At 35.1% G+C, this 26116-nt stretch carries 26 protein-coding genes, 1 tRNA gene and 2 pseudogenes; 17 read left to right on the top strand and 12 right to left on the bottom strand.

The window, feature by feature from the left end:
* The 5 genes from HMPREF0693_RS08610 to HMPREF0693_RS08595 form a co-directional block, all read left to right on the top strand.
* Positions 1-622 (top strand): YadA C-terminal domain-containing protein (locus HMPREF0693_RS08610; protein WP_071587367.1); only part of this gene is annotated, 622 nt, incomplete at its 5' end.
* 71 nt (positions 623-693) lie between these two features.
* A complete protein-coding gene (locus HMPREF0693_RS08605) occupies positions 694-1248 on the top strand; it encodes a flavodoxin family protein (protein ID WP_004244860.1) in 555 nt (184 codons plus the stop codon).
* Between the two features lie 226 nt (positions 1249-1474).
* A complete protein-coding gene (locus HMPREF0693_RS19145; RefSeq protein ID WP_001967272.1) occupies positions 1475-1639 on the top strand; it encodes a hypothetical protein in 165 nt (54 codons plus the stop codon).
* 56 nt (positions 1640-1695) lie between these two features.
* Positions 1696-2391: a carbohydrate-binding family 9-like protein gene (locus HMPREF0693_RS08600; RefSeq protein ID WP_004247367.1), complete on the top strand. Its 696-nt coding sequence runs from the start codon at positions 1696-1698 to the stop codon at positions 2389-2391.
* A gap of 22 nt (positions 2392-2413) precedes the next feature.
* Positions 2414-3334 carry an endonuclease/exonuclease/phosphatase family protein gene (locus HMPREF0693_RS08595; RefSeq protein ID WP_004244857.1) on the top strand — a complete coding sequence of 307 codons (921 nt, stop codon included), beginning with the start codon at positions 2414-2416 and terminating at the stop codon, positions 3332-3334.
* A gap of 389 nt (positions 3335-3723) precedes the next feature.
* Here HMPREF0693_RS08595 and HMPREF0693_RS08590 read toward each other — a convergent pair whose 3' ends face one another.
* The 5 genes from HMPREF0693_RS08590 to HMPREF0693_RS08575 all read right to left on the bottom strand — a co-directional run bounded on the left by HMPREF0693_RS08590 (position 3724) and on the right by HMPREF0693_RS08575 (position 10477).
* On the bottom strand, positions 3724-4401 hold the full coding sequence (locus tag HMPREF0693_RS08590) for a TetR/AcrR family transcriptional regulator (protein WP_036932345.1): 678 nt from the start codon (positions 4399-4401) through the stop codon (positions 3724-3726).
* 129 nt (positions 4402-4530) lie between these two features.
* A complete protein-coding gene (potE, locus tag HMPREF0693_RS08585; protein WP_004247370.1) occupies positions 4531-5859 on the bottom strand; it encodes a putrescine-ornithine antiporter in 1329 nt (442 codons plus the stop codon).
* A gap of 63 nt (positions 5860-5922) precedes the next feature.
* Positions 5923-8085, bottom strand: a complete 2163-nt coding sequence (speF, locus tag HMPREF0693_RS08580) for an ornithine decarboxylase SpeF (RefSeq protein ID WP_004244853.1) — start codon at positions 8083-8085, stop codon at positions 5923-5925.
* 373 nt (positions 8086-8458) lie between these two features.
* Positions 8459-8566, bottom strand: a complete 108-nt coding sequence (gene speFL, locus HMPREF0693_RS18910) for a leader peptide SpeFL (protein WP_107034653.1) — start codon at positions 8564-8566, stop codon at positions 8459-8461.
* A 1140-nt stretch (positions 8567-9706) separates the two neighbouring features.
* Entirely contained in the window at positions 9707-10477 is a 771-nt protein-coding gene (locus tag HMPREF0693_RS08575; RefSeq protein ID WP_004244852.1) for a phosphoribosyltransferase, read from the bottom strand.
* Positions 10478-10764: 287 nt separating this feature from the next.
* Here HMPREF0693_RS08575 and HMPREF0693_RS08570 point away from each other — a divergent pair, with 287 nt between their 5' ends.
* On the top strand, positions 10765-11316 hold the full coding sequence (locus HMPREF0693_RS08570; RefSeq protein ID WP_004244851.1) for a recombinase family protein: 552 nt from the start codon (positions 10765-10767) through the stop codon (positions 11314-11316).
* A 993-nt stretch (positions 11317-12309) separates the two neighbouring features.
* On the opposite strand, the gene HMPREF0693_RS08560 is transcribed toward HMPREF0693_RS08570, so the two are convergent.
* Genes HMPREF0693_RS08560 through HMPREF0693_RS19275 form a run of 3 tightly spaced genes read right to left on the bottom strand, consistent with a single transcriptional unit; the run spans position 12310 to position 15102 of the window.
* Complete coding sequence (locus tag HMPREF0693_RS08560) at positions 12310-13170, bottom strand: HNH endonuclease (protein ID WP_004244849.1); 861 nt, start codon at positions 13168-13170, stop codon at positions 12310-12312.
* Complete coding sequence (locus tag HMPREF0693_RS19280) at positions 13163-13894, bottom strand: AAA family ATPase (RefSeq protein ID WP_004244847.1); 732 nt, start codon at positions 13892-13894, stop codon at positions 13163-13165. The genes HMPREF0693_RS08560 and HMPREF0693_RS19280 overlap by 8 nt, the downstream gene beginning before the upstream one ends.
* The gene (locus HMPREF0693_RS19275) at positions 13837-15102 is read right to left on the bottom strand and encodes an AbiJ-related protein (protein WP_004244846.1); all 1266 of its coding nucleotides are present in this window, start codon (positions 15100-15102) and stop codon (positions 13837-13839) included. The genes HMPREF0693_RS19280 and HMPREF0693_RS19275 overlap by 58 nt, the downstream gene beginning before the upstream one ends.
* A 251-nt stretch (positions 15103-15353) precedes the next feature.
* Between HMPREF0693_RS19275 and pilL2 the strand changes: the two genes are divergently transcribed.
* From pilL2 to HMPREF0693_RS19820, 6 genes and pseudogenes are all read left to right on the top strand, one after another.
* Positions 15354-15908 (top strand): PFGI-1 class ICE element type IV pilus protein PilL2, encoded by a 555-nt coding sequence (gene pilL2, locus HMPREF0693_RS08550; protein ID WP_004244845.1) that lies wholly within the window; start codon positions 15354-15356, stop codon positions 15906-15908.
* Positions 15905-16609: a TIGR03759 family integrating conjugative element protein gene (locus HMPREF0693_RS08545; RefSeq protein ID WP_004244844.1), complete on the top strand. Its 705-nt coding sequence runs from the start codon at positions 15905-15907 to the stop codon at positions 16607-16609. The genes pilL2 and HMPREF0693_RS08545 overlap by 4 nt, the downstream gene beginning before the upstream one ends.
* A gap of 15 nt (positions 16610-16624) precedes the next feature.
* Positions 16625-16885 (top strand): annotated as a pseudogene (locus HMPREF0693_RS18555) (TIGR03747 family integrating conjugative element membrane protein); the annotation flags it as partial.
* 48 nt (positions 16886-16933) lie between these two features.
* Positions 16934-17500 carry a hypothetical protein gene (locus HMPREF0693_RS08540; RefSeq protein ID WP_223293427.1) on the top strand — a complete coding sequence of 189 codons (567 nt, stop codon included), beginning with the start codon at positions 16934-16936 and terminating at the stop codon, positions 17498-17500.
* Positions 17501-17503: 3 nt separating this feature from the next.
* Positions 17504-17773: a hypothetical protein gene (locus HMPREF0693_RS08535; RefSeq protein ID WP_004244841.1), complete on the top strand. Its 270-nt coding sequence runs from the start codon at positions 17504-17506 to the stop codon at positions 17771-17773.
* A 226-nt stretch (positions 17774-17999) separates the two neighbouring features.
* Positions 18000-18737, top strand: a pseudogene (locus HMPREF0693_RS19820) (IS3 family transposase); the annotation flags it as partial.
* 339 nt (positions 18738-19076) lie between these two features.
* Here HMPREF0693_RS19820 and HMPREF0693_RS08520 read toward each other — a convergent pair.
* From HMPREF0693_RS08520 to mutY, 4 genes are all read right to left on the bottom strand, one after another.
* Positions 19077-19152, bottom strand: a tRNA-Phe gene (locus HMPREF0693_RS08520).
* 260 nt (positions 19153-19412) lie between these two features.
* Positions 19413-20483 (bottom strand): membrane-bound lytic murein transglycosylase MltC, encoded by a 1071-nt coding sequence (gene mltC / locus HMPREF0693_RS08515; protein WP_004244838.1) that lies wholly within the window; start codon positions 20481-20483, stop codon positions 19413-19415.
* A gap of 62 nt (positions 20484-20545) precedes the next feature.
* Positions 20546-20818, bottom strand: a complete 273-nt coding sequence (locus tag HMPREF0693_RS08510) for an oxidative damage protection protein (RefSeq protein ID WP_004244837.1) — start codon at positions 20816-20818, stop codon at positions 20546-20548.
* Between the two features lie 30 nt (positions 20819-20848).
* The gene (gene mutY / locus HMPREF0693_RS08505; protein ID WP_004244836.1) at positions 20849-21889 is read right to left on the bottom strand and encodes an A/G-specific adenine glycosylase; all 1041 of its coding nucleotides are present in this window, start codon (positions 21887-21889) and stop codon (positions 20849-20851) included.
* Positions 21890-22104: 215 nt separating this feature from the next.
* On the opposite strand from mutY, the gene trmB reads away from it, so the two are divergent.
* The 5 genes from trmB (at position 22105) to HMPREF0693_RS08480 (ending at position 26061) form a co-directional block, all read left to right on the top strand.
* Positions 22105-22824: a tRNA (guanosine(46)-N7)-methyltransferase TrmB gene (gene trmB / locus HMPREF0693_RS08500; RefSeq protein ID WP_004244835.1), complete on the top strand. Its 720-nt coding sequence runs from the start codon at positions 22105-22107 to the stop codon at positions 22822-22824.
* Positions 22824-23150 carry a YggL family protein gene (locus HMPREF0693_RS08495; protein WP_004244834.1) on the top strand — a complete coding sequence of 109 codons (327 nt, stop codon included), beginning with the start codon at positions 22824-22826 and terminating at the stop codon, positions 23148-23150. The genes trmB and HMPREF0693_RS08495 overlap by 1 nt, the downstream gene beginning before the upstream one ends.
* Positions 23151-23226: 76 nt before the next feature.
* Positions 23227-24153: a glutaminase B gene (glsB, locus tag HMPREF0693_RS08490; protein ID WP_004244833.1), complete on the top strand. Its 927-nt coding sequence runs from the start codon at positions 23227-23229 to the stop codon at positions 24151-24153.
* Positions 24154-24225: 72 nt separating this feature from the next.
* Positions 24226-24963 (top strand): YggN family protein, encoded by a 738-nt coding sequence (locus tag HMPREF0693_RS08485; RefSeq protein ID WP_004244832.1) that lies wholly within the window; start codon positions 24226-24228, stop codon positions 24961-24963.
* A gap of 147 nt (positions 24964-25110) precedes the next feature.
* Entirely contained in the window at positions 25111-26061 is a 951-nt protein-coding gene (locus HMPREF0693_RS08480) for a siderophore ABC transporter substrate-binding protein (protein WP_004244831.1), read from the top strand.
* Positions 26062-26116: the final 55 nt, after the last annotated feature.

Below are 26116 nucleotides of genomic sequence, written 5' to 3'. Positions count from 1 at the left end.
AGAAACGGATAAACGGGTAGACGCAAACACCCATAATATTGCTACTTATCAAAATAGTATTGATAACAATACGCAGGCGATCGATTGGTTAGATAAAAATAAGGTTGATAAGGCACAATTGATAGAAACAACCAATTTAGTAAGAGAGAATACAGCCGAAATTAATAGTAACAGGGAAGCTATAGACGATATAAAATCGAGTAATATTCTTCAAGAAAATTTAATTAATCATCGCACTGATAACCTAATAAATTTAGAAAAGATCTCTCGAGATGAAGGGGATAAAAGAGTCCTAACTAGTTCAAAAAGTTATACGGATAGTCGGTTTAGTTCGGCTATAAGCTATGCGGATGATAAATTCGGTCAATTAGATAATAAAATTAACCAAACGGAAAAGAAACTCAATGCAGGTATTGCAGGTGTAACTGCCATTTCTTCAATTCCATATGTGTCAGAAAATACTTTTTCATATGGAATGGGAGTAGGTAACTATCAAAATGGTAATGCGATTGCTGCCGGAGTTCAGTTAAAAACTATTTATAATTCGAATATTAGGGTCAATATATCATGGGATTCATCAAGTAATACTGCATTAGGTGTTGGTATCTCTGGGGGGTGGTAATTAAGAGATCACTTTCTTACATTTTTTGAAGGTAACATTTTATATCTACATATTGAATAAAGGAGTTTGATATGCAAAAGAATGTGGTTATTTATTTTTCAGGTTATGGTCATACACAAAAAATAGCTGAACATATTGCAATAGGTGCTGATGCGTATTTAATCAGAATAAATGAAAATGGTGACATTTCTCAAAGTGAATGGAATATCTTGGATAATGCTAAATCTATTATTTTAGGATCCCCAACATATATGGGCGGTATTTCATGGCAATTTAAAAAGTTTGCAGATAACTCCTCGAAAAAATGGGCTGAAGGTAAATGGAAAGATAAAATATTTGGCGGATTTACAATAAGTGCAAGTTTAAATGGAGATAAACAAGTTACATTAATTTATTTACAAACTTTAGCATCTCAGCATCAAGGAATATGGGTTAGCCTTGGAATGCCACCGTCAAATACAACAAAATCAACAAGAGAAGATATTAATTCACTAGGTTCTTCTATTGGTATGTTTGCACAATGCCCATCAGATGCAGGAACTGATTTTATTCCTAAAGGTGATATTATAACAGCTGAAGAATATGGAAAAAGGATTGCTTATATTGCAGATAAGTTATCTAGTTAAACTAATAAAATAAACATATTGAAATTTTTTATTAATTAATATTGGTTTTATTTTATTAAAAAAGAGTTTAGTTCTATTTTTATAATAATTTAATTTATCCGATTATATTTATATGATTATTATACTCAACTAGTACAAGTTGAGTATCCGTATTCTAGTGATGTATTACTGTCTATTTCGGTGAAGAGGTGATAGAGACGCTAACTACTGCGCTAAGATTATTGCCTTGACTCGTTATGAAAAAAGTTGGTTTAGCGTATTGGCAGAATATCTGATCATTTACGGCTACTCTGAAACTCATGAAAAGTTAGGCATGGTAACACCAAAGATCTTACAGATGATTGCTTTTGGTCTTCTGTTTTTTAAAATCAATAGCCTGATCCTCTCATGAGATATGAGAACGATCGTAAACACTGTAGACAGGCATCAACAAAAATGAGGTCAAAAATGAAGAGCAGATTGTATCTTGGCGTAACACTGCTACTTGTAGCTGGCGTTTGCCAAGCTAAGAATTATGTTATCGCCTATACCGACAATATTCATTCATTACAGGATGCAGTACAGGACAGTGTATGGACTAAGGCCAGCTTGCTAACGGATTTTAGCTTTCCTTGGATAGATATGCCAGCACCAAAAACTGAATTTCGTGCTCTTTGGACGCCTACATCCATCTGGTTTCGTTTTGACGTTGAGGATCATGATATTCAAGTGGGTAAACAGTTAGATAAGGATGAGGCTGTGCTGGCTTCCGATCGAGTGGAGCTTTTCTTCTCCACCGGTCAGGCATTGCAACCATATTATACTGCAGAGATTGACTCACAAGGTCGGGTGTTCGATGCGAAAGCTGAGTTTTATCGCAAAGTTGATCAGACATGGAACTGGCAGTCATTGGAAACCATATCTAGCTTAACGCCTAATGGTTATAGAGTTGTGGGAAAATTCGATCTTAAAGAGTTGGACGTACTTAAGCTCTGGCAGGATCAAGATCATAAAACCTTGATGTGTGCAATTATGCGTGGGGAATTTAGTGCTGATGGACAAGGTGGACAAAAACGGGAGTGGATAAGCTGGATTAAACCAGATTCTGTAAAGCCCGATTTTCATATACCTTCCGCTTTTAGTACCTGTTCTTTGGTAAAATAGACGATCTTTAGAGAAGTCAGTTATGAAAAAGACAAAGAAATTTTGTGCCACCGCATTGCTCTTCAGTACTTTCAGTGTTGTATTTTATGTGCTTCCAGTGCAAAGTCAGCCAGTGGAGAATACTCTGGTTGTTGCAACCTATAATATTGATGGTAAAGTTTATGGTCGCGCTGCAGAGCAAAGTCGCCTACTAGAAAATCTGAATGTTGATCTTGTTGGACTTCAAGAAGTTAATCATCACAATCGTCGTTTTAAACAATTAAAAAGCTATGACGCATTGGAATATTTTAACAAAGAATATTTTAAGCATCAGTTCTTTGGTGAGATGTCGATCTTTGCTCATGGTGGCTGGGGAATAGCCCTACTTTCTCGGTATAAAATAAGTAATACAAAAAATATCCACTTGGTCAGTGACGAAACCTCTGTTTATAAGGATGAAGTTAACCAAATTTTTGCCAACTACGATCCTAATAATGCGGAGAGTGTGAGAGCATTCGATAGCCTTTATGAACCAGATGGTCCTATGCACAACGGTGCGGTTGCACCTAAATCTTATATTCATGCAGTAGTGAATAAAAATGGTATGAATATTGATGTTTATGTGGCGCATCCTAGTTTTGAATCTATGGCATTGCGCCAGCAACAATTTAAAACGATCCTAGAGGATATGGACAATTGTAATGGAAAATATAAGATCTTGTTGGCGGATACCAATGCGGATCAAGATACTCATGAATTGGATATATTCAGAGCTAATTATCGATTAGCTAATGGAGGTGAATATGGCTGGATTGAGACCTTTCATGATAAAGATCCGATGATGAAAGTACTCAGCATCGATAATATAATCGTTTCAAAAAATATTGAAATATCTGATGTGAAAGCTATTCAATCGACGCTTTCGGATCACTATCCTTTGGTTGCCACGCTAATCCTTAAGTAGTTCTATATTATGGGGAATAATTTTTTTCCCCATTTTAGCAAGATCTGCCATAAATCTGTGCTCAATATGAACTGTACTTCAATATGTTTTTTCTTGTAATTTGAGGGAAAAATAACTTATATAGAAATATCATTTTTTCTTAATTGAGATACACTAAATTGACATTTTATAACTATTACGATAGTTTTTTGGCGATAGACTATTTATATTTTATAGAGTCAGTGTAAATTATAAACTTGTTGCTAAAACTATCTCATTTCTAGTATTTAGCTTAATGATTCAAATAAATAAGCATTTAAGAATTCATGACTAAATGAACTATTAAATCTTCTGATGTATTGATATGAATATTTATAAAGTACCTTAACTATATATTAAGTATAGAGATATTAAATTATTCTATTTTTAGTAATTTCTAGTTCATGTTGAGGAATATCAAACACCTGCGCCATAAAAATAGAGATAAATATATCTAGTGGCTGATTAGAGCGGGTTAGTTTTGCTTGCATTATTGCTCCTTGCCAACCCATCCAGAAAAAAATAGCCATTTGTCTACAATCAATGTTTTTAGATATAAACTTATATTTTTGTGCTTCTAGAAGATAATTTTCTACCTTTTTCTGCCATCCAGAAATCACATTATTCAGTATTTTATAATAGCTAATGGGTAAATTAACAATATCTTGTATGAGATTACTTACTAAGCATCCTCGTTGCCAATGATACTTTTCCATTTCTGATTTTATCATGTGACAAAATGCTAATAGTCTTTTGGGGAAAGGTAATGCAGTATAAGACAAATAGTTATCTAGTTGCTTAGAAATAAAGTTGTCATAATGTTGGATGACGACTAAACCAAATTTTTCTTTACTACCAAAGTAATAATAAAATGATCCTTTCGGGATACCAACTTTTTCTAATATCTTACAAATGTCTGAACTGATATAGCCTTTTTCAGCAAACATTTCTATACCACTTTGAATAACTATATTTTTTACATCTGTATTAGGACTATGATTTTTGGGGGGACGTCCTCGTTTCGGTTTGGTGATTTCTGATATCATCATTTTGCTATCTCCACGACAGGGGAGCATACAGGTAGCTTATTAAGTACCTGTCAATGCTGATTATTTTGTTGTGAGAAAAGTCCCTCCCGCTGAAATTTTATGCGGGAGGAATATAACGAATAGCGTGTGTTATTTTGTCATTAGGTCTTGGTTTTGTTTCATTTCAAATCGTGGGGAGACAAAACCATATAGTGTCCATCCCAAGAATGTGGCTAATGCCCCCCACATTACGGCGTCTTCACCAGATGAATACAGAGCATAGAAACTATAAATCGCCCCAATGAATGCGATGATATTACTGGTTCTCGCTTTATGAGGTTCCACTTTGGCGACTTTTTGTAAAATAATCATTGCCGCCATAGAAAGGATGTAAGGAATAATATTAGTCACAACTGCTAGATTGACGAGTACATTAAACTGTTTATTTAGTGATGGGCTGATGGTCATCAGTGACAGTGCAGATTGAATAACAACAATAACTAACATTCCTTTTACCGGGGCATCAGCTTTGCTAACTGCAGAAAATATTTTTGGAAAATAACCAGAATCCGATGACGCCTTAAATACTTGTGCGATGGTGAACTGCCAGCCAAGTAAAGATCCACAACAAGACATAATCATTAGCGCCATAATGATTTTCCCAACACCTGGGGTAAACATTTGGGAGAAGGCTAAGCCAAATGGCGCGGTAGAGTTTGCCAGATCCATATTTGGCACAATACCTGCGATAACATTTGTTGATACGATATAAATAACGGCTGCACCTAATGTGCCACCTAATACAGCAATAGGAACATTCTTTTCAGGATTTTCAACCGCTTCACTATTGGCACAAGCTGATTCCATACCTAAAAATGCCCATAAGGTCATGGCAATAGAAGAGCCTACGGCTTCAAAGAATGGAAAATTATGTGGATTCCAAGAGTTAATGTATTGTTCAGGATTGAACCACCACCAGCCAATAATTGAAATACCCACAACAGGGATGATCACCCCCCAGACAGTGATGCTGCTTATTTGTCCGGTGATCCGCGCACCACCAAAATTTGCTATTGTACAGATCCACAATACAACAATCGTTGCAATACAAATACCTAACGGAGTCATTGTCGCATCCATCAGTTCGGCACCATAACCCACAGCAGAAATTGCGATAGCTACATTGGCAATTAACAGGGAAATACCATAGGTATAATTGGCCATAAAATTCCCCGATTTGCCAAAGGCATACTCGGCATACCCTCCCATTCCTCCGCTACGACGGCTAAACATACCGCATTTAGCAAATGCATAGGCCAGAGCCATAGAGCCGACCGCAGTGACAATCCAAGATAAAATAGAAATGGTTCCTACTTCGGCTAGCTTGGTCGGTAGCATAATAATACCGGAACCCATCATATTCACCGCAGTTAATATAGTGAGTTGCAATACACTCATTTTATTTTTTGAAGTACTCATCGTTTTACTCTCCGGCTGACGGAGCATGCTTATTCACACTCCGTCACGCATAAATTAATTAACTTAGTGCTTAATTACATAGCCATATGCCCGCAGACGACCGTCCTCATCATTGCGGATATATACACCTTGTAATTCCGGTGAGAATCCCGGGAATAGATTAATTCCTTCTTCTAGCGCTAGAAAATATTGCTGTACAGAGCCACCCCAAATTTCCCCTGGTACTACACACAGTACTCCTGGTGGATAAGGTAGAGCACCTTCGGCGGCGATACGGCCTTCAATTTTTTCCACGGCAACTAACTCCACCTCGCCACGCACAAAAGCGATATTGGCTTCTTGAGGTAACATACTGACTTGTGGGAAATGTGATTTACGGAACATCTCTTTTTGCAGTTGTTTTACATTAAATTTCACATACATATCATGCATTTCTTGGCACAATTGACGGATGGTGTATCCTTGATAACGTGTTTGGTTGGCATGATATACTGATGGAAGTACCTCTTTCAGTGGGGCATCTTGTTCCAGTAATTGTTCAAAGCGAGCAATTTGTGCGACCAGATGCTGCATTTTCGCCATGCTTTCTGCAGGCGTTAGCAGGAATAATATGGAGTTAAGATCGCATTTTTCAGGAATAATGTTATTTTCACGTAGATAGTTCGCCAAAATGGTGGCAGGAACACCAAATGATTCATATTTTCCTGTTTTGGCATTAATACCTGGGGTGGTTAGTAGTAATTTACATGGATCAACAAAGTATTGATTTTCTTCATATCCCTCAAATGAGTGCCAGCGCTCTCCCGGAACAAAATTAAAGAATCGGAGATCATTGGCAATTTCATCAGTATCAAAATCTTCCCATGCACGGCCATCGATAGTTTCTGGAATAAACGGGCGAATATGTTTACAGGATTGCAGGAGTAATTTACGGGTTTCAATCCCTGTTTTTACGCAATTCATCCATAAACGTTTACCTGACTCACCTTCATGCATTTTGGCATTCACATCCAAAGCTGCAAATAATGGGTAGAATGGACTAGTTGAGGCATGCATCATAAAGGCGTTATTGAGACGTTTATGATTTACATAGCGTTTTTGACCTTTAATATGGCGATCTTTTTTGTGGATCTGTGAGGTTTGAGAGAATCCCGCTTGTTGTTTATGTACAGATTGTGTAACTAAGATCCCCGGATCGTTTTCATTCAGTTCAAGTAGAAGTGGAGAACAATCTTTCATCATTGGAATAAACTGTTCATAGCCCACCCACGCGGAGTCAAATAAAATGTAGTCACATAAATGTCCGATTTTATCGACTACCTGACGTGCGTTATATATTGTTCCGTCATAGGTACCTAATTGGATAACGGCTAGGCGGAAAGGGCGCTTTTCATTTGCACGTGTAGGGGCGACTTCTTTGATGAGTTCACGAAGATATTTTTCTTCAAAACAATGAGCATCAATCCCACCGATAAACCCAAATGGGTTACGTGCAGCTTCAAGATAAACAGGCGTTGCTCCTGCTTGAATTAATGCTCCGTGATGGTTTGATTTATGATTATTACGATCAAATAATACTAGGTCATCTGGTGCCAATAAGGCATTAAGAACGACTTTATTGGAGGAAGATGTACCATTAAGAACGAAATAAGTTTTATCGGCATTAAAGACTTTTGCTGCATGTTGTTGTGCGGCACATGGGGCACCTTCGTGGATCAGCAGATCACCCATAGAAACATCGGCATTACATAAATCAGAGCGGAATAAGTTTTCACCAAAATACTCGACAAATTGGTTACCTAGAGGATGACGGCGGAAAAATTCACCTCCTTGATGCCCAGGACAATCAAAAGCTGAATTTCCTTGTTCAACGTATTTTTTTAAGCTGCCGAAAAAAGGAGGTAATAGACTCTCTTCATATTTTAACGCTGCAGTTTCTAGTTGTTTATTATATAACTCACTATTTTTTTTATTTAAATCAATTACACCAGTTAATCGATTAATAATATTAGCAGGGATAACTTCATCTTTATTAATAACGGCAAAAATAGGCTGTTCAAAGCTATTTTGTTCAATTAAATTAAGCTTTCCATTCTGAATGTCATTAAGTGAAATAATAATCACGGCAACATCAGAAAAATCAGTATGTAGAATATCGACACATTCACGGTGGGTTGAAATATAGTCAGACATATCGTAGCTGACCGCTATTTTATAACTTTTCATTTTTAATACCTTTTTTTGGTAAAAAATTCTCGCTGAAATATTAAGTAAAAATATTTCAGTTTTTTATTTTTATAAATGTGAGTTTTTTCCCTCGATAGAGTGTCGAGTTATAAAAATCACGTTTATATTTATGTCATCACGTATAAAAATAATGTATAGAATGATGGTTTTTATAATTTTAGTAATATGTTTTTAGCCAAATTACCAATAATAAGAACTAATTAACTGCACATTACTATGCATAAAAACCAGGAATATGAATGATCAATAAGAATCCATTATAGTCACATAAAATGTGATTTATAATGGTAAAGAGGTTGACTATCCATACGCTGGTAATATGCAAACCACGTGATGGATGCCAATAGAGAGATTATCTTTGAGCGTTGAAAAGATTAAAATCAAAACATGAACGATGTGAAAACATCATTATATGTGTAATACGTCTTATATGTGGCCAAAATCGATTATTATTTTCCATTTTCGCATCCGTTAATTATTAAGACCTATATAACAACTATAAATTAATATAATTAAACACCCGAATTATACTGTGATATAGATCAAAATATATCATTTTAAGAATGGTTTTGTCTTTAATTAATATGTTGCTTGTTAATTATTTGTTGTTTTGTTTTTAATAAGAGAACTTATAATTAATATAGTCGCTAAGTCTATATTATAAATAGCAATATAATAAATATAAAATATTTTCATTATGAATGTATAGGGTTGGTTGTTTGTATAAATATAATAAATATTTTTTATTTTGATTATAAATATAGTGTATGTTCCCTTTATCAAATTATCAGGTGCGTCGTAAAACCCATCTTTCAGGGGCGCGATATAAGGTGTGGTTTTCCGGCTAACTCAGTTTCTTTTGTCATAGACCAAAGTACAATGATATCCATACAACAACTTTAAGCCTTCAAATTCCAATTAATATCAAATGGTCAGTAGGAGGGTAATATGCGGTGCTTCGCAGGAGCTTGTCACTTTATTTTCAATTGTGCGTTAGCGCTTTAGAATGAGGTTCTGATATTGAGACTTGAGAAGACAAGCAGTACAGTTAGTACTGCTTGTAGTCATAATGGAAAAGAAGTGACTTTTATTACTCCAAAAGGAAAAAAGATCAGGGCATTGCAGAATGAAGTTTTTAATACTTTATTGAAATCAGTAAAACAAATATTTATTGAATATAGAAAGAGAGAGTTTAGGCCCTCTTCTGTATATTTATGGCGTAACTAGTCTGTTTTTTATTACAAAATTAGTTTCTGATTACTTACTCTTTTAATAGGGCTAGCTATTTTGTAATAGTAGAGAGTATTAAGAAGTATTTATAAAGGGCGTGATAAATAGTAGTAACGAAATTTGAAAGGAAGAATGCTTTGTTAATTTTTCACATAAGATTAAAAAGTAAAAGGAGAACCTAAGTTCTCCTTTTGATATTTCTCTACGACAACAATATGTGTTGAAGGATTAGCCGCTGCCTAATCGACTGATACTTGCTCTTTACAAGCTGACCTCAGTCAGGTGCTTACGCGGGTCTCATCTGGATTTTAAGAGCGGGGAGACTCAAGCACACTCTATAACGCCTTTATACCTGTTTATCTTGATATTATCAAGTTTTTTTGTTTTGTTTTTTTATTGAACTGAATAGGCAGATAGCATGTATAATGGCATTTGGATACTGTTGTGCAATGATATCCCTAGCTGTAGTTAATGTTGTTCCTGTAGCCATAAGATCATCGACAAGTAATATTCTGATTTTTTCAGTATTGGATGATGCTTGTGTGTTTAAAACAAATGGTGGAAATATATTCCTAAATTCAGTAGGGATACTTTTTAGTGAAAACCCTCCTTTAAGTCCAACTTCTTTTGCTTGTAATTTAATTTTGAAACTAAGACTTTTAGCCTCTTCAATATTAATATCTGCTTTATCGAGAAGTTGAAAAGCATTATCGACTGTTATTTTTCTTAAAATATCAGTTAAATATGTGGCATTAAATTTTTTTGCTAAACGTTTTGCGATAATAGGGCTAATATTATGGGCTGAAGGCATTGATATTATTAGTTGATACCCTTTAGGTTCTAATTCCATAAGTTTATTGCAAATGATTTTGAAGCTATCATTGAGTTTTTTTATGCTAGAAATATTTGTATATAAATCATCCTTTTTTTTCAAAGCATAAATTAAAGGACAATTATCCCCCAGTTGACGTTGTTTTCTATTACGTCTTCTTTTACCTGAAAGGAATTGTCTTTTAAAAATAGCATAAACTTTTAAGCCATCTGTATAATCAATAGTTGGATTCCCTTCAGACTGAGTTATTAGCCAGTCGGGGCAATTATGATCAACAATAACACATTGCTCTTGAATTATTAATCCCATAAATACATATGCTAGTCCGAGAAGAGAAGGAAAGTATAACAGAGAGAAAATAGCAGAGCTATATTAAAATAAGGCAATGTATTATTTAGAATATATAATTACATTAATAATTTAATTTATTAAGTTATTTAATATAATAATTGTTAATCGAAGTCCAGACTTTCATAGTGTGTCTTTTTTATCATAATATTTCGGACACTTAAAAATAATATGAAAAGAGTGTCTATTTATTCGATATTTTCAATTAATAGACACTTGTTGTCTGATAATGACTTAGGAGACATATTTTGCGCCTATTTGGTTATGCAAGGGTATCTACTAGCCAGCAATCTCTCGATACTCAAAAGAAAGCATTGATTGATGCCGGAGTGGCAAAGCATCGCTTATTTAGCGATAAAGGATCAGGAAGTCACATTAATCGTGATGGATTGCAGTTACTCAAAATTAAAGTTGAATGCGGTGATATTATTCTTGTGAAAAAACTCGACCGTCTCGGACGAGATACTGCGGATATGATTCAGTTGATAAAAGAATTCGATTCAATGGGTGTAGCTGTTCGATTTTTGGATGATGGTATAAGTACAGAAGGAACAATGGGAAAAATGGTGGTCACCATTTTATCCGCGGTGGCAGAAGCAGAAAGACAAAGAATTTTGGAACGAACAAATGAGGGCAGGCAAGAGGCTTCGCTCAAAGGGGTAAAATTTGGACGCAAGCGTTCAGTGGATCGCGAAAGAATTATTGAGCTAAAACGAAGTGGGTGGGGAGGAACCGCAATAGCCAAAGAAATGAAAGTAGCTCGTTCTACGGTTTATAAGATCTTGAATGAAGAAATATAAATGTAGTGTATGAGCAGTGACATAGCAGTAATGTAAAAGCAAACTAATAGACTGCAATGTGCCAGTAGAAAACGTTGCTAATTACGTTGTGTATTAAAAAATGAGAAAAACGATCATGCTTAGTACAAAAAGCACGAAAGACCAAAATAAAGGAATATGTATGAAGTGATTTAGTATATTGGATAATATTTTGGGTGTGGTTGCTTTAGGTGAAAAATAAAAAATCGAGAAAATTTAGCTAGTGCCAAAGTAATTTGGACACCGCCAGTCATCAGACCCACTACCACACTTATCATCCCTGCCCATACGGTTTCAATAAAACAAGATGCATATAGTACTATATGGCGGAATAATTTACTCATAAGCTTTTCCTTGCTGACGTAATCGTTAAGTAACACGTTGAAGTAACGGATAAACACAATTATTAGGAGAGCTGTGATGAGGAATGTAGGCATAGGAATTGAATCTATGGATGCACTAGCTAAATTCACTCATAATGAACTGTACAGCATTGGATGGGAGTTGTAAATAAGTGTACCTCAAGAGTCAATTTTTAGATTTTATAACCGATAGAATAACAAATTTTAGGTATATACTAATGACTGTTATGAGGTGATATTTTAACTTCCCAAGCATACAGGAAGAGCTTAGAAGAGTTTATATTCGATAAATTAATAACCACACTGAATCAAAAAATCTAAAAGTTCATATAGAGGAAATTTGTTTTGTTATACAAAGAAATCTCTAAAAAGAAAAACAAAAAAGTTAACGATGATGCTATCAAAACTTAAAGAAAGAATTATTTCAGCGTTTTCATAAGACTAAGAAAAAAGCAGAGCGAGATAGTCAGTTTGTAATGAAATAACTTTAATTTACAAAAAAAAGGTTCTTTGGTAAATAGAACCTTTTAGGTTGGTAATAATAAGTTATTTTTTATTCATTATTACTTTAAATATATAAAAATATTTTTCTACTAACTAATTTTTCAAAATATTATTGATAGCCTTTATTGTTACAATAAGTTCTAAATGCAGAGCCGTTTATTAATCCAAGGTATAATATTTGTTCCCAATGATTTGCCCCAAAAATAAGTCTACTCTTATTAACTGCAACTAGAGCAGAGTTTAGTGCAGAAGAAAGAGGTATATCAAAGCTCTCTATGTTTGAAATTATGATATTTTCAAATTGTGCTATTTTTTCATTTGATTTTGATTTAAATCTATTTAACAAATCAAGATTGATATAATGTCTTTCAATTAGCATGAAAATATCTTCATTAATGTTATTTTCATTTCTTAATTCAAAGTTAACATTGAAAGTATTACCAATTAAATTAATGTTTGCAAAAAGATATTGTAAATTGGGTAGGTCATGTGAATATAAGTTTATAAACTCAAAGTTATTATTATTATCTAACCATTTATTTGATTTTTTGCTGTTGCATTGACTACAAGCTGGAAATAAATTTTTAGGATGTACTGCATATTCAGGATAATTTTCTTTAGGAATAATATGATCTAATGTATTTACGCTATTTAAAGTGCAATACTGACAAGTATCCATATCTCTACCATTTGGTAATTTTAATAATTGATTCTTAAAATTTGCAAATGGTTTTGAACTATAATTATATAGTTTGAGTAAATCTTTTTTTTCTAAATCTGAAAAAATAAGCGATTGTTGAATAAGATTTAAAGTATTATTATCAAAAGATGTATCATAATTTTGATAATAGGTATTTAATGAATTAAATAAATTAGATATTCTATCTTTATAATCTCCTCTATTTTTTGAGTTAATAATTGAACGTAAAAAAGAGATACTAGAATCAGAATATGGAGTTAAGTTAATCATTATTTTTGATCTCCATGTTTTGTAATAAAATGGAAAGATTTAAACTAAGAGGAACTCCATCAGATTGAATGGATTTTCTAATATCATCAATACTATATCCAATTTTAATTTGATCTTCTATTTTTTTTCTAAAATATTGTGGTGTATCTCTCGCACCGAAAATATCATCAGTAATTTTTGACAAGTTTTCACCAAATGTTTCCAGCGATGGATGTGTTACACTTAATACTTTATTTTCATTTTTTATGACAAAAATATTTTTAGATAAAATCCCTTGAACAATAATTGGAGAATGGGTTGCTATTATACAGTAAGATTTAAATTGATCAGCAAGAGAGTGAATGCTATTAATTAACTGAGATATGGCATTAGGGTGTAAGTGTGTTTCTGGTTCATCAAAAATTATTAATGAGTCATATCTTATATTAGCAATAATTTCAGTCATAATATATAAGAAAATAGCTTGCCCTGAGCTTAATTTTTTTATTGATTTTTCTAATTCAATACGATTAATTTCATAGTCAATACTATTGGTTGATGAATTTGAAACGGTTTTTATCCAAGTAGCTATTAATTCAGGTGTGAAAAACTCACTATTAATATGCATCCAACTTATTAACCTATCTTTGTATATAATATTTTTCATGGACTTGAAGAAACGAGTTTTTAACTCTTCTTCTGATATATAACTTTCTTTGTTTTTATTTTTTTTCTTAATCCACAATAGATGTAATTTATTTTAGATGAATTTTCAGGAATAGAAAATTTATCAAATATACTGTATGAAACGGCTATTATCTTACTAAATAGTGGAACTTTACCTGAGAATAAATTTTTATTATCATTGGCGATATCACAAGGTAATTTTGATACCAATTGTGTCTTTCCTACACCATTATTACCAATCAATGCATATACTCTATTTTTTAAAATAGACTTATCATTAAAGTTAAAAGTTAACTTTAATTTATCTTCATCATCAATGTAATCAGGTTTAAATATATATTCGAAGGAATAAAGTTGACTTAAATCGTATTTTCTTATTCGATGCCTAGCCTGTCTTAATAACTGCTCTTGTTCGTCATATCGAATTAAACTATCTTTAAATTGAGATAAATGTTCAAATGACTCTTGTATTTTAGTAAAGAAAGCTACATCATTTAGTGCTTTTAGTATTGATAATGCATTACCTTTAAATATATTAAATATATTCTCATAATATTCAAATTTTTGACCTAGAGAACAATATTTATTATCTAATTTAAAAAAATTATTTTTTATCTCATTTGTTGTACTTATATCTTCTTTAGAGATTATTTTTAAGTCTCCAATGATGTATTCTTTTTGATTTTTATAATAAGACAATAGAAATTTATTATATCTTCCGAAATCATTCCAGTTAATTTCTATTAATTTAAAATATTCGTTTTCTTTATTTTTATTGTTTTTTATTATAAAGGGAATGTTGTTATTTTTTATATCTTTAAATTCATCATCATTATTAAAATTAGATAGTTCATAAATTGGTATATTATTTTCATCGTGTCCATTTAATTGATACTCTATGTTATATATAATTAAAATTGGATTTAACTTGTTATAGATGTAAGAAATTTCATTCACACCTATTTTCATTATGGATGGAGATACCAGTGTGTTGAGTAATAGGGTAAATAATTCGTCTGATTTTAAAAAGTCAAATCTTTCAAGGAGGATATACTCTAGAGTCCAATCATTATTATTAATGTAGTGTTGATTTAAATCTCCATATGCATCTTGATAACGAGGATCTTCAGAAGCTAAAATCCTTAAGTTTAAAATAGAATCAAAAAATTCCAAGGGGGAAATGTTTTTAAATAACTCAGATTCCATTGTCGCCAAAGTATTAATAATTTCTAATTTGCATTTTTTATCAATAGGTATAGTAAACATTTTATCACTTTATGTAATGAATTTTTTGTATAGTAATATAATCTTGTGAATGATAAAAGTAGTGTTATTTATTTTTATGATATGTGCGAAATTTTTTTAAAAAAAAGTTGAAATAAATTATTTTTAATTATATGTATAAAATTAATATCATTCAATAATGACACTTAATCAGACTATTTTTATAAACACTTCCTCATTGCCCCTTAACCAACAATCCATCAAAGTTGGACTCTTTGTAACAGAGAGTCCTTATGAACAAACCCATTTCCTTTATAATCTGTTTCACTACCTTATTTATAACGGCTTATACTCCGAAAGAAAAACTTCAGCAACTTGAAACTGAACCTCGCTCGATCATTCTCAATAAAAACATTCAAATAGCACAGCCCGATCTCTATCTAACAACACCAAAAGTTATGCGTTATGATCGCTATCTATTGATAAATATATCTCCAACGTTGGCTCAAAGTGACCCGATCGAACAAATAATTGATGTTCATATCCCAACTTCTCAACAATCCTCTGTTAGTGATGCAATGCGTTATATTTTACAACCGTCGGGATATTCTTTATGTAAGACAACGTCGTCTAATCAAGTACTCTATAACCAAAAACTTCCTGTTGTACATCATCAATTAGGGCCTATGCGCTTAAAGCAGGCTTTGCAAGTATTGGCAGGTGTTGCATGGCAACTTGAGATTGATGCAGTACAACGAATAATTTGTCATTCATTGCGAGAAGGTTACCAATTACCGACAGAAATACTCACAAACTCAACATTATCAGCGGATAGGATGTTGCAATGAAAATTCAATCTATATTGAATTCTCAATTTTTAGTCTCATTGGGGATTAGCGTGTTGACAGTGTCAACAGAAGGAATGGCGGATCAAAGTCAACATCAAGTTTTAAAAACAGAGCAACAGGCATTAGAACAATCACTAATCACTGAAAATGCTCAAGAATGGAAATTAACAGAGAAAGAATGGCAACGTTATGAAATGCTAAAAAAGGGGAAACGTGGGCTGTTTTCACCGAATTTAGATCCCTTAACTTTATTAGGTATTGAAGCTCGTACTTATGAGGAGCGACGTTATTTTGCTGAATTAGTGGTGAGGCAAGAATTTCAGCGTGTTGAAGCAGAATTAGCCTTTCAGCGAGAGGCGAATCAAGCATGGCTTCGTCTTTATCCTGAAATTTTACCAATTCAAAATGAAATGAGAGAAAGTCGTCAGGCTTTATTTGTAAAAGAAAGTTGTTCTATTTGTGAGGTAAAACTCGCTCAGCTTATCAAACTAAATCAACCTATTGATATCTATTTAGTGGGAAGTGGGGGGAAAGATGATGTGATACGAAATTGGGCTAAAAAACATCATATTCCTATCGAAAAGGTAAAAAATCGCCATATCACATTAAACCATGATAACGGGATATGGCTAAAGCATGGCAATGGAATAATGCCTGTTGTTTTACAACAAGGAACGCAAGGATGGCAAAGAGTCGATTAGTTTTTTTATTTATCTCCATTGTTTATCTTGGTGATAATAGTCGCCGTTGTTGATGGTTTGGTCAGACGTGATTTACGTCGATATGGTGCAGCTTATGAATCTAGTTTTGTTTATCATCATGCTAAGCGAATAATCAAGCCCGCAATTTATATCCTCTGTGTATTGTATTTGTCATTGCCATTTGCAGTTTATCCGAATTTCTTGTTGTTGCCTTCTATATTTTTGATAGGGATAGCTATTTCTGTGACAATAGGGTGTTTTAAAAAGTATTTGTAGGGATTATTCCTTTTTATTAATTAAGATTAAGATGCGATGGAGTTGCTGATGCCTGAGTTAACAATACGAGAGTGTGGTGAGGAGGCAATTAGATTAACTAATGAGTTATTTCAACAGTCTGAGCAATCTTTTATGGCATATTTATTAAATGAATCAGACTTAGCATGGTGTATTGCAAGTACTAGAAATTTTCCGCCAGAGAGGCAACTTCCTTGGGATCACGCAGGACAAACATTTCAAAATGATAATGGATTTAGCTTTTGTTTTAAGTTTTTAGATATGCAAAATAGGCCTGCTGGAGCCTGCATTTGTGAATATTGCTCTGATAATGTATTGAATATTGAAATGATTCAGAACTTTCAAATTAAACCATCTATTCTTGATGGAAATACGCTTAAGTTTATGCTTTATACCATAGTGTTTTTTCTGTTACTGACACAAGGGACGGGTGTACGGCTCATGTTTCCTATAAATGAAAATGTTGCAACATACTATGTTGAAAAACATGGTTTTCAGGATTTAACTGGTGATGGTTCAAAAGAAATACTTTACCGCTCAGCAGAAGATTTATTAAATTGGTTTGAGCAAAATAACCGCTCAGTTGATAGTGAGTGATTTATGAGCGATACTATAATGCAATCAACATGGCAAACTAAGGAGTTGGGTATGGTAACCAGAAAAGGAAAATCTGTTACGCCTGAGTCTTCGTTTTTCCAAACGCCACACATTATTCAGACTCGAGAAGATGGAAGTACTGTTAGTACTGTTTGTAGTCGTAGTGGAAAAGAAGTGACCTTTGTTACTCCAAAAGGAAAAAGGATCAGAGCATCACAGAATGAAGTTTTTAATACTTTATTGAAATCTATAAAATCAGTAAATCATTCATAAAATAAATAGTTATTGGATACAGAAAAAGAGAGTTTAGACTCTCTTTTTGCATATCTATGGTGTAGCTAGTGGTTTTAATTACAAAATTAATTTCTGATTACTCAAGCTCTTGATATTTTCTTACGGCAACAATGAGTGTTGAAGGATTAGCGACTGCTTAATTGATCTGCTTTAATCAAACAAGACACTTTAATAATGGAATATAATTTAACTATTGAAGTGTTGAATGAAAAAACGAACAAACCGAGTTTATACTCTTGAGTTTAAGCAAGAAGCGGTCGCATTAGTCTCAAAACAAGGTTATAGCGTCTCAAAAGCGGCAGCTTCTTTAGGGATCACCGATAAATTACTTTATAACTGGAAAGCAAAATTCGACGCTGAGCAATCCGGTAGTAGCTTGAATTCCGATGAGAGAGCTGAAGTATTAAGGTTTCGAAAAGAAAATAAAGAACTTAGGATGGAGAAAGAAATCCTAAAAAAAACAGCGCCCTCCAGCTAAAGGAAACCAAGTAACGTTTAAAACGATTAAGCAATTATCTTCTCAGTTTCCCGTGCAGAAGCTCTGTAAGTTAATGAAAATAAGTCGTTCTGCCTACTACGCTTGGCTTAAACGCCCAGCAAAATTGATCACCGCAGAACCAAAGCTATCTTTGAACAGAGTCGAAATAGCTTAGGTTACATAACGTGACATAAACGGTTATGCAAAGAGGGCTTTAGCGTGAGTGCTTATGGCGTTCAAAAGCTAATGGCTCAGCTTGGCCTAGTCGTCACTCAGCGTGTTGCTTACAAAGTCACCACAAAACGCAAACACAGTGATGCGGTAGTCGATAATTTGTTAAATCAAAATGTTAATCCTCACGTACCTAACGAAGTGTGGGCGGGTGATGTGACCTATTTAAAAACAGGGGAGGGCTGGATGTATTTAGTTATCGTGATGGACTTATACTCACGCCGTATTGCGGGTTGACACATCGATAAACGAATGACGGCAGATTTAGTTGTGCAGAACAATTAGGGCATGCCAGTATTACATCGACATTAGAATACATTGATGAAAGTGTTGATAACTTGCGAGATATACTTGAAGCGGAATTGATGTGATAAGAATAACAAGAGGAGTATCTAGATTTGACAGTGATTAGGAAAGAAAGTAAAAGTGACAAATAAAAAAAAACAAGCCTTGACATTAGCAAGACTGTTCAGTTTAAGAGTTTTAACATAAAGTGACTGTGCCAAATTATATTATTTTTCAACTCTTGTTTGCCCTCTCAGTGATTTAACTCACTGACGAACAAAAGAAATATGGTGCCCGGACTCGGAATCGAACCAAGGACACGGGGATTTTCAATCCCCTGCTCTACCGACTGAGCTATCCGGGCAACGGGGCGTATTAAACCCGATCTCACCGTCTTCGTCAACGTTATTTATCACAAAACTGTTCAATCGCTGTTTTTTTAATCTTATTGATTAATAAAAGACTCTTTTTTTCACAGAATGAGTAAAAAGAGTACTGAAGTGATTTTTGTTGTCGCAGAGCAATAAAGAAAAAATGTAGCGAAGTGAACAAAAGCAGGGTACCGATAACAAAAAAGCTTACCCAAATTGATTGGGTAAGCTTTATTTTTAACCATAATAATGGTTAACGATAGTTACGTTGCGCGGTGCTTACCTTTTCAAGATAACGCCGTGATTGGTCGGCCGGATGTTTATTGCGCAATGTCGTATAAACTTCCGTCGGCGCTAAGTTATTAATCATCGCGGCTGCTTTTTTCTTATCACTATGGAAGATGCGTAACACACTACCCGCACCGCCATTGTAAGCCTGTATCACCGCATAGCGACGAGAAACGGGATCTTTAATGTCACCTAAGTAGCTATTTTGTAATATCGAGATATACGCTGTACCAACATCGATATTATTCGCCGGATCAAATAAGTAACTGCGACTTGGCTGTCCTGATTTACCTTGCATACGAAATACATCTCGTCCGGCTGTTGCTGGCATAATTTGCATTAAGCCTAGTGCATCTGAGCTACTTACCGCATAGGGGTTGAAGCTGGATTCAATTTGCATAATTGCAAGGATCAGGGAAGGTTCAACACCATACTTGGCCGCGGCTTGTTGTACATAAGGTAAGTATTTATGTGCACGTTTATCTAAGTGGTTAGGTACTAAGTTAATAGTGACATACCAAATAGTGTTCAGCCCTGATTGACGTTTTTGTAATTTATTGGCAATTAGATAATCTGCAAATTTATTTGCTCGCCACTCCCAGCGTATAGGCTGCCCTGTATTATCAAGTACTTGTCCTAATAAAAAAGGCTCTGTACTGTGGGGGATATTATTTACATCAGAGTAGAGGTCGATAGAGCCGGGATCTTCTCCCATAAGCAATGTCGTGACAATCGCTTTATGTAATTGGAATTGAGGCGCGTCACCCCCTAGGGTTTCTATAGTGATGGTACCCGCTTCAAAATTAATATGGCTACGAGTTCTATAAGCGTCCGTATATTTTACGTAGTCTTTAGGGCCTGCGATTAATACTTCCTGCATTCCCCAAATCATCTCGATATTATTGGCAAATTGTCCCATTAATATATCGAAGGCATTGGTGTCTTTGCTGTAATCAGGCTCAAAAGTTTTAGTGGGTTTACTACTACATGAGATGAGTAGAGGGGCGATAATCAGCAAGAGAAGGATTTTTTTCATGGTCTATTGCATCGCTCTGGTGAATAAAACTCCAGAGCCGTAATGGCTCTGGAAAATGGATATTATTTTTCAGGTGGTGTGTAGCCGTCAATATGAACATCGTGGCCTTCAAATAAAAATCTTACCATCTCTTGTTCTAATAATTTGCGATCGTCAGGATTCATTGTGTTGAGTTTTTTCTCATTGATAAGCATGGTTTGCTTTGCCATCCATTGACCCCAAGCTTCTTTAGAAATCTCATTGAAAATGCGTTTTCCAAGCTCTCCTGGATATAACTGAAAATCAAGTCCATCCGCTTCTTTATTTAGGAAAGTACAAAAAATAGTTCTACTCATAATAAATCCTCAAATATCGCCGGTATTAGCTTAGGCTAATTGTCTAAGTAAATTCTCTACAGGTGCCGCAAGCCCTACGCTTGCCGGGGTTTGTAAGTTATACCAAAGTCCTTGTTGCGCCTCCATCAGAGAGGTAAACGTGGAGAGTTTTACGCAAATTGGTACTATATCTAAATGAAAATGGCTAAAAGTATGTCTAAATGAAATTAATTGCTCAGTTTTATTATTTTCAAGACCATGTTCAGCTAGCCACTGTTCTAAAAGCATTTTTGTTTCAAACTGAGGAAAGGCGAACAGTCCTCCCCATATTCCTGCTGGTGGTCTTTTATCTAACCAGACCAGATTATCATATTGTAAAATAAGAAAATAAGTTGTTTTTTCCGGAATAGCCTTTTTAGGTTTTTTCCCCGGATAATCCGCCCAACTATGGTGAGCATAAGCAATACAACCTGTATTTAAAGGGCAAAGTTCGCATTTTGGTTTTGTTCGCGTACAAACCATTGCCCCTAAATCCATCATTGCTTGATTAAAATATTCAACCCCTTTGGTTGGGGTGACTTGTTCACTGATTTCCCATAATTTATTTTCAACTTCTTTTTTACCCGACCAACCTTCTACAGCATAACAACGCGCTAAAACACGTTTCACATTGCCATCAAGAATAGGGTAAGGCTTTTTTAGTGATAGCGATAAAATAGCCCCTGCTGTAGAGCGTCCCACACCCGGTAAAGCACAAACGTCCTCAAAGGTATCAGGAAACTGTCCTTGATGCTTATCTACAATGTGTTGTGCCGCCTTATGTAAGTTTCTGGCGCGGGCGTAATAACCTAAACCCGTCCATAAATGTAGCACCTCATCAAGTGGCGCTTTCGCTAATGCGCTAACATTCGGAAAACGCGCAATAAAACGCTCAAAATAAGGGATCACCGTGGCAACTTGAGTTTGTTGTAACATCACCTCAGATAACCAAACGTGATAAGGCGTTTTTTCTTGTTGCCAAGGTAATGTTTTGCGCCCGTATTTGTGATACCAGTCGAGTACGACTTGCGAGAACTGCTGTGCTTCCATCATATTTTATTTTTAACTCAGATCTGTATAAGGGTAAGATTGCACCACAGAGAGCATAAACTGTAAACACCCTTAATATTTATCTTATAGAGTGATGCTTATATAGGTGACTCTTGCTAAAATTGGCTATCTTTGGATAATGTCGCTTAAATGTATACTATAACGACATTATAACGTTATTAAGTTAATAATTGGCCTAACGACTGACAGTATTAGACATGATCAAGAATGTAATTTCTCCGGAATTCAATGAAGAAGGGCGTGCTTTACGACGCGTTCGTAGTTTTGTTCGCCGACAAGGCCGTTTAACTCCTCGTCAGGAACAAGCATTAGAAAAGCAATGGCCTATCTTTGGCATTGAATATCAACCGGAACCTATCGACTTCAGTCAGGTTTTTGGACGTAACGCCCCTGTTGTTTTAGAAATTGGTTTTGGAATGGGCGCTTCGTTGGTGACTATGGCAAAAAATTCGCCAGAAAATAATTACTTTGGTATTGAGGTACATGCCCCCGGTGTAGGTGCTTGCCTTGCCAGTGCACAAGAAGAGAATATCTCAAATCTGCGAGTTATGTGTCATGATGCGATAGAAGTACTCAATCACATGATCCCAGATAATAGTTTACAGATGGTTCAGTTGTTTTTTCCTGATCCATGGCACAAAGCGCGTCATAATAAACGTCGTATTGTGCAAGTACCATTTGCAGAGTTAATTTTAACTAAATTAGCGCCAAACGGTGTTTTCCATATGGCAACAGATTGGGAACCCTATGCAGAACATATGCTTGAAGTTATGACAAGTGTTGATGGATATCAGAACTTATCAGAAACTCAGGATTATGTACCACGACCAGAAACACGCCCCGTGACTAAGTTTGAACAACGCGGTCATCGTTTAGGGCATGGAGTATGGGATCTTATGTTTAAGAGGGTAAAATAATGGCTAAACAGCGTAGTCGCCGTTTACGCAAAAAAATGCGTATCGATGAATTTCAGGAATTAGGTTTTTCAGTTAAATGGACGTTCCCAGAAAATACCCCTATTGAGGAGGTCGACAGCTTTGTTGATGACTTTATCCTTAATGTGATAGAGCCAAATGGGCTGGCATTTGATGCGAGTGGTTATCTGAGTTGGGAAGGCCTGATCTGTCTACAAAAAATTGGCAAATGTACCGAAGAGCATCGTCAATTAGTAGAAAACTACTTAAAAGAAAAAAATATGCAAGATGTACAGACCTCTGAACTATTTGACGTTTGGTGGGACTAATAAAAAGTTATACATTTTTAGCAAATAATCACAAGGGCATCCAACAGGATGCCCTTGTCTGTCTAGGGAATCAGCTGTGACTACAACGTTATCTAACGCATTATTGTCAGATATATTGCAACAAATTCGTCCTTTAATTGGGCAAGGAAAAGTAGCAGATTATATTCCTGCTCTCGCTCAAGTACCTGCTAATCAACTGGCTATGGCCGTGTATACGGTTGATGGTGAGCTTTATCAAGCGGGTATGGCCGATAAACGTTTCTCTATTCAGTCTATATCAAAAGTACTTAGCTTAACCCTTGCGTTAACACGTTATGATGAAAGCGAGATTTGGCAACGAGTAGGCAAAGAGCCTTCAGGATTACCTTTTAATTCGTTGATCCAGTTAGAAATGGAAAAAGGGCTACCACGTAATCCTTTTATCAATGCTGGAGCGATAGTGATTACGGATATGTTGCAATCGCGATTAAGTGCGCCAAAACAGAGAATGTTAGAAGTTATTCGTGCACTGACGAATACAGCTGATATTTGCTATAACACCGTTGTGGCAAAATCAGAGATGGAACATTTAAGTCGTAATGCTGCCATTGCCTATCTGATGAAATCGTTTGATAATTTTGATAATGATGTTATCACCGTATTAGAAACCTATTTTCACTATTGCTCGATTGAAATGAGTTGTGTAGAGCTTGTTCGTTGTTTTAGCTACTTAGCGAATCAAGGAATATGTGTTGGAAGTAAAAATCAGATTATTACGCCAAGACAAGCCCGACAAATAAATGCGTTAATGTTAACTTGTGGTATGTATGATGGTGCGGGAGAGTTTGCTTTCCGTATCGGTATTCCCGGTAAGTCTGGGGTGGGAGGCGGTATTATTGCTGTGGTTCCTGATGCCTTTACCGTAGCAGTATGGTCACCAGAGTTGGATAAATCTGGTAACTCATTGGCGGGGTGTGCTGGCCTTGAATTATTAGCAAACAAAGTAGGGCGCTCAATATTTTAAGTGGCTGTAGACGCCAATAATGCGCAATGTTAGGTAAAAAAAGTAGTTCAATACGCTTCTAGGAGAGCGATTATGGGATTTAAAAAGTTGGTCGTTGCATTGGTTTTTGTCGCAAGTTCAGCCACTGCTGCACCCAGTTTTGACTGTGCTGTCACGCCAAAAGATGATTTACGTATTACACCTGAATTTGTTGAAGTGGCCGGCTCTAATGGTTTACTTGTTATTTATCCCGATGGCACGTTACTGCGCGATGAAAAGAGCGTCACACTAACCCCTGAGCAACAAGCTATTGCGAAAAAATATCAAGCGACAGTTAGGCAAGATATCCCTTGGTTAAGAAAAGAGACGGGAATTAAATTACAAGAGTCAAGAAAAGTACTGGATAAAGTTGTTATTGAAGCCTTTGGGCAAGATAGCCGTATTTTAAAGCGCTTAAGTGACTTAGAAAAAAATCTTAATCAACAAATGGATACTGTTATTTCGCTCAAGCCTGATAATGTCACATTCCATGCTCAAGCGATTAAACAGGTCGAAACCAAAGGGCGAGAAATAATTGAGAGTAGCCTTGGGGGGATGTTGCAAGATAGCATTAATGAATTAGGTCAAAAACAATTACTAGCTGCTGCGAGTGGTGATAGGAAAAAAGCCTTAAGTGGATTATTAGGTAATCTTGATGGTTTTCAACAAATCATCGAAAAAGAGTGGAAGCAACAAGAAGCTTCATTTAATCAATTTGGGCAGCAGGCATGTAATAAAATCACCCAAATGGAAAACCAACGTGTCGAATTGATAAATTCACTAAACAAATAGCTTTATCCTTATAGTAAATAAGAGTTATAGATTGTTGATTCACAATAGTTGAAAATAACAATGAAAATCATTCTTATTCAATTGACATGTAAAGTAAGCTGTTTAGAATGCCCTGCTTAAGTATTCCACTTAAACAGGGCTAAATTCATGAAAAAGATCCTTGCGTTAGTTACTGCCTCTCTTCTGTCAGTTAGCAGTTTTTCTGCATTAAGTAATACCTCAGTTACATACCAGCCTAATCAAATTGTTGAACAGCAAAATGGTAAAGTTGTTATCAAGCACTTATTAGGTGAAACCGCAGTATCTAAAAATCCGTCTAAGGTTGTACTATTTGATTTTGGTCTATATGACTCTTTAGTTGCATTAGGTTTAGCGGATAAAGTGGTTGGTTTACCATTAGGAAATGCACCTGAATATATTAAAGGGCGTATTGCGAATGATGTAGCTAATGTTGGGGGAATGAAAGCCCCTGATTTTGAGAAACTCGCTGAGCTTAAACCTGATTTAATTATTATTACCGGTCGTCAAGGCGCTTCTTATGAGAAACTCACAAACATTGCCCCCACGATTAATTTAGGTACAAATAGTGCGAATTATCTTGATTCAGTGGAAGCGAATATTCAATTAATAGGTGAATTATTTGATAAGCAACAAGCTACTCAAGCACAATTAGCAACATTGAATACCGTGATTGAACAGGCTCAGAAAAAAGCGGCAGGATCAGATAAAAAAGTGTTGGTCTTACTGCACAATGCAGGCAATTTAATGCCCAATAACCAAAGCGTGATTTACGATGTGGTTAAAGCGAAGAAAGCAGAATTACCACCTGTTGCTGAAGAAGAGAAAGGCAAACGTCGCGCGGTTACTTCTGAAATGATCGCCAAAGTAAATCCGGATGTTATTTTTATTATCGATCGCAGTGAAGCCATTGGTGCCGGTAAATTAGAGAAAGCCACTTTTGAAAATGATGAAGTGAAAACAACTTCTGCTTATAAAAATGGTGGTATTGTTTATCTGCAATCTGATCTTTGGTATCTCTCTGGTGGTGGATTAGAAAGTCTTACTCAGCAAATTGAAGCGGTGCAAAGTGCACTTTAAAATCAGTGATAGTGGTTATAAGCGCCGATAAATAAATTATGCCCATAGTGTAAAT

Origin of the sequence: Proteus mirabilis ATCC 29906, from assembly GCF_000160755.1 — a bacterium.
GTDB lineage: Bacteria > Pseudomonadota > Gammaproteobacteria > Enterobacterales > Enterobacteriaceae > Proteus > Proteus mirabilis.
This window is presented reverse-complemented; position numbering and strand designations above follow the sequence as displayed.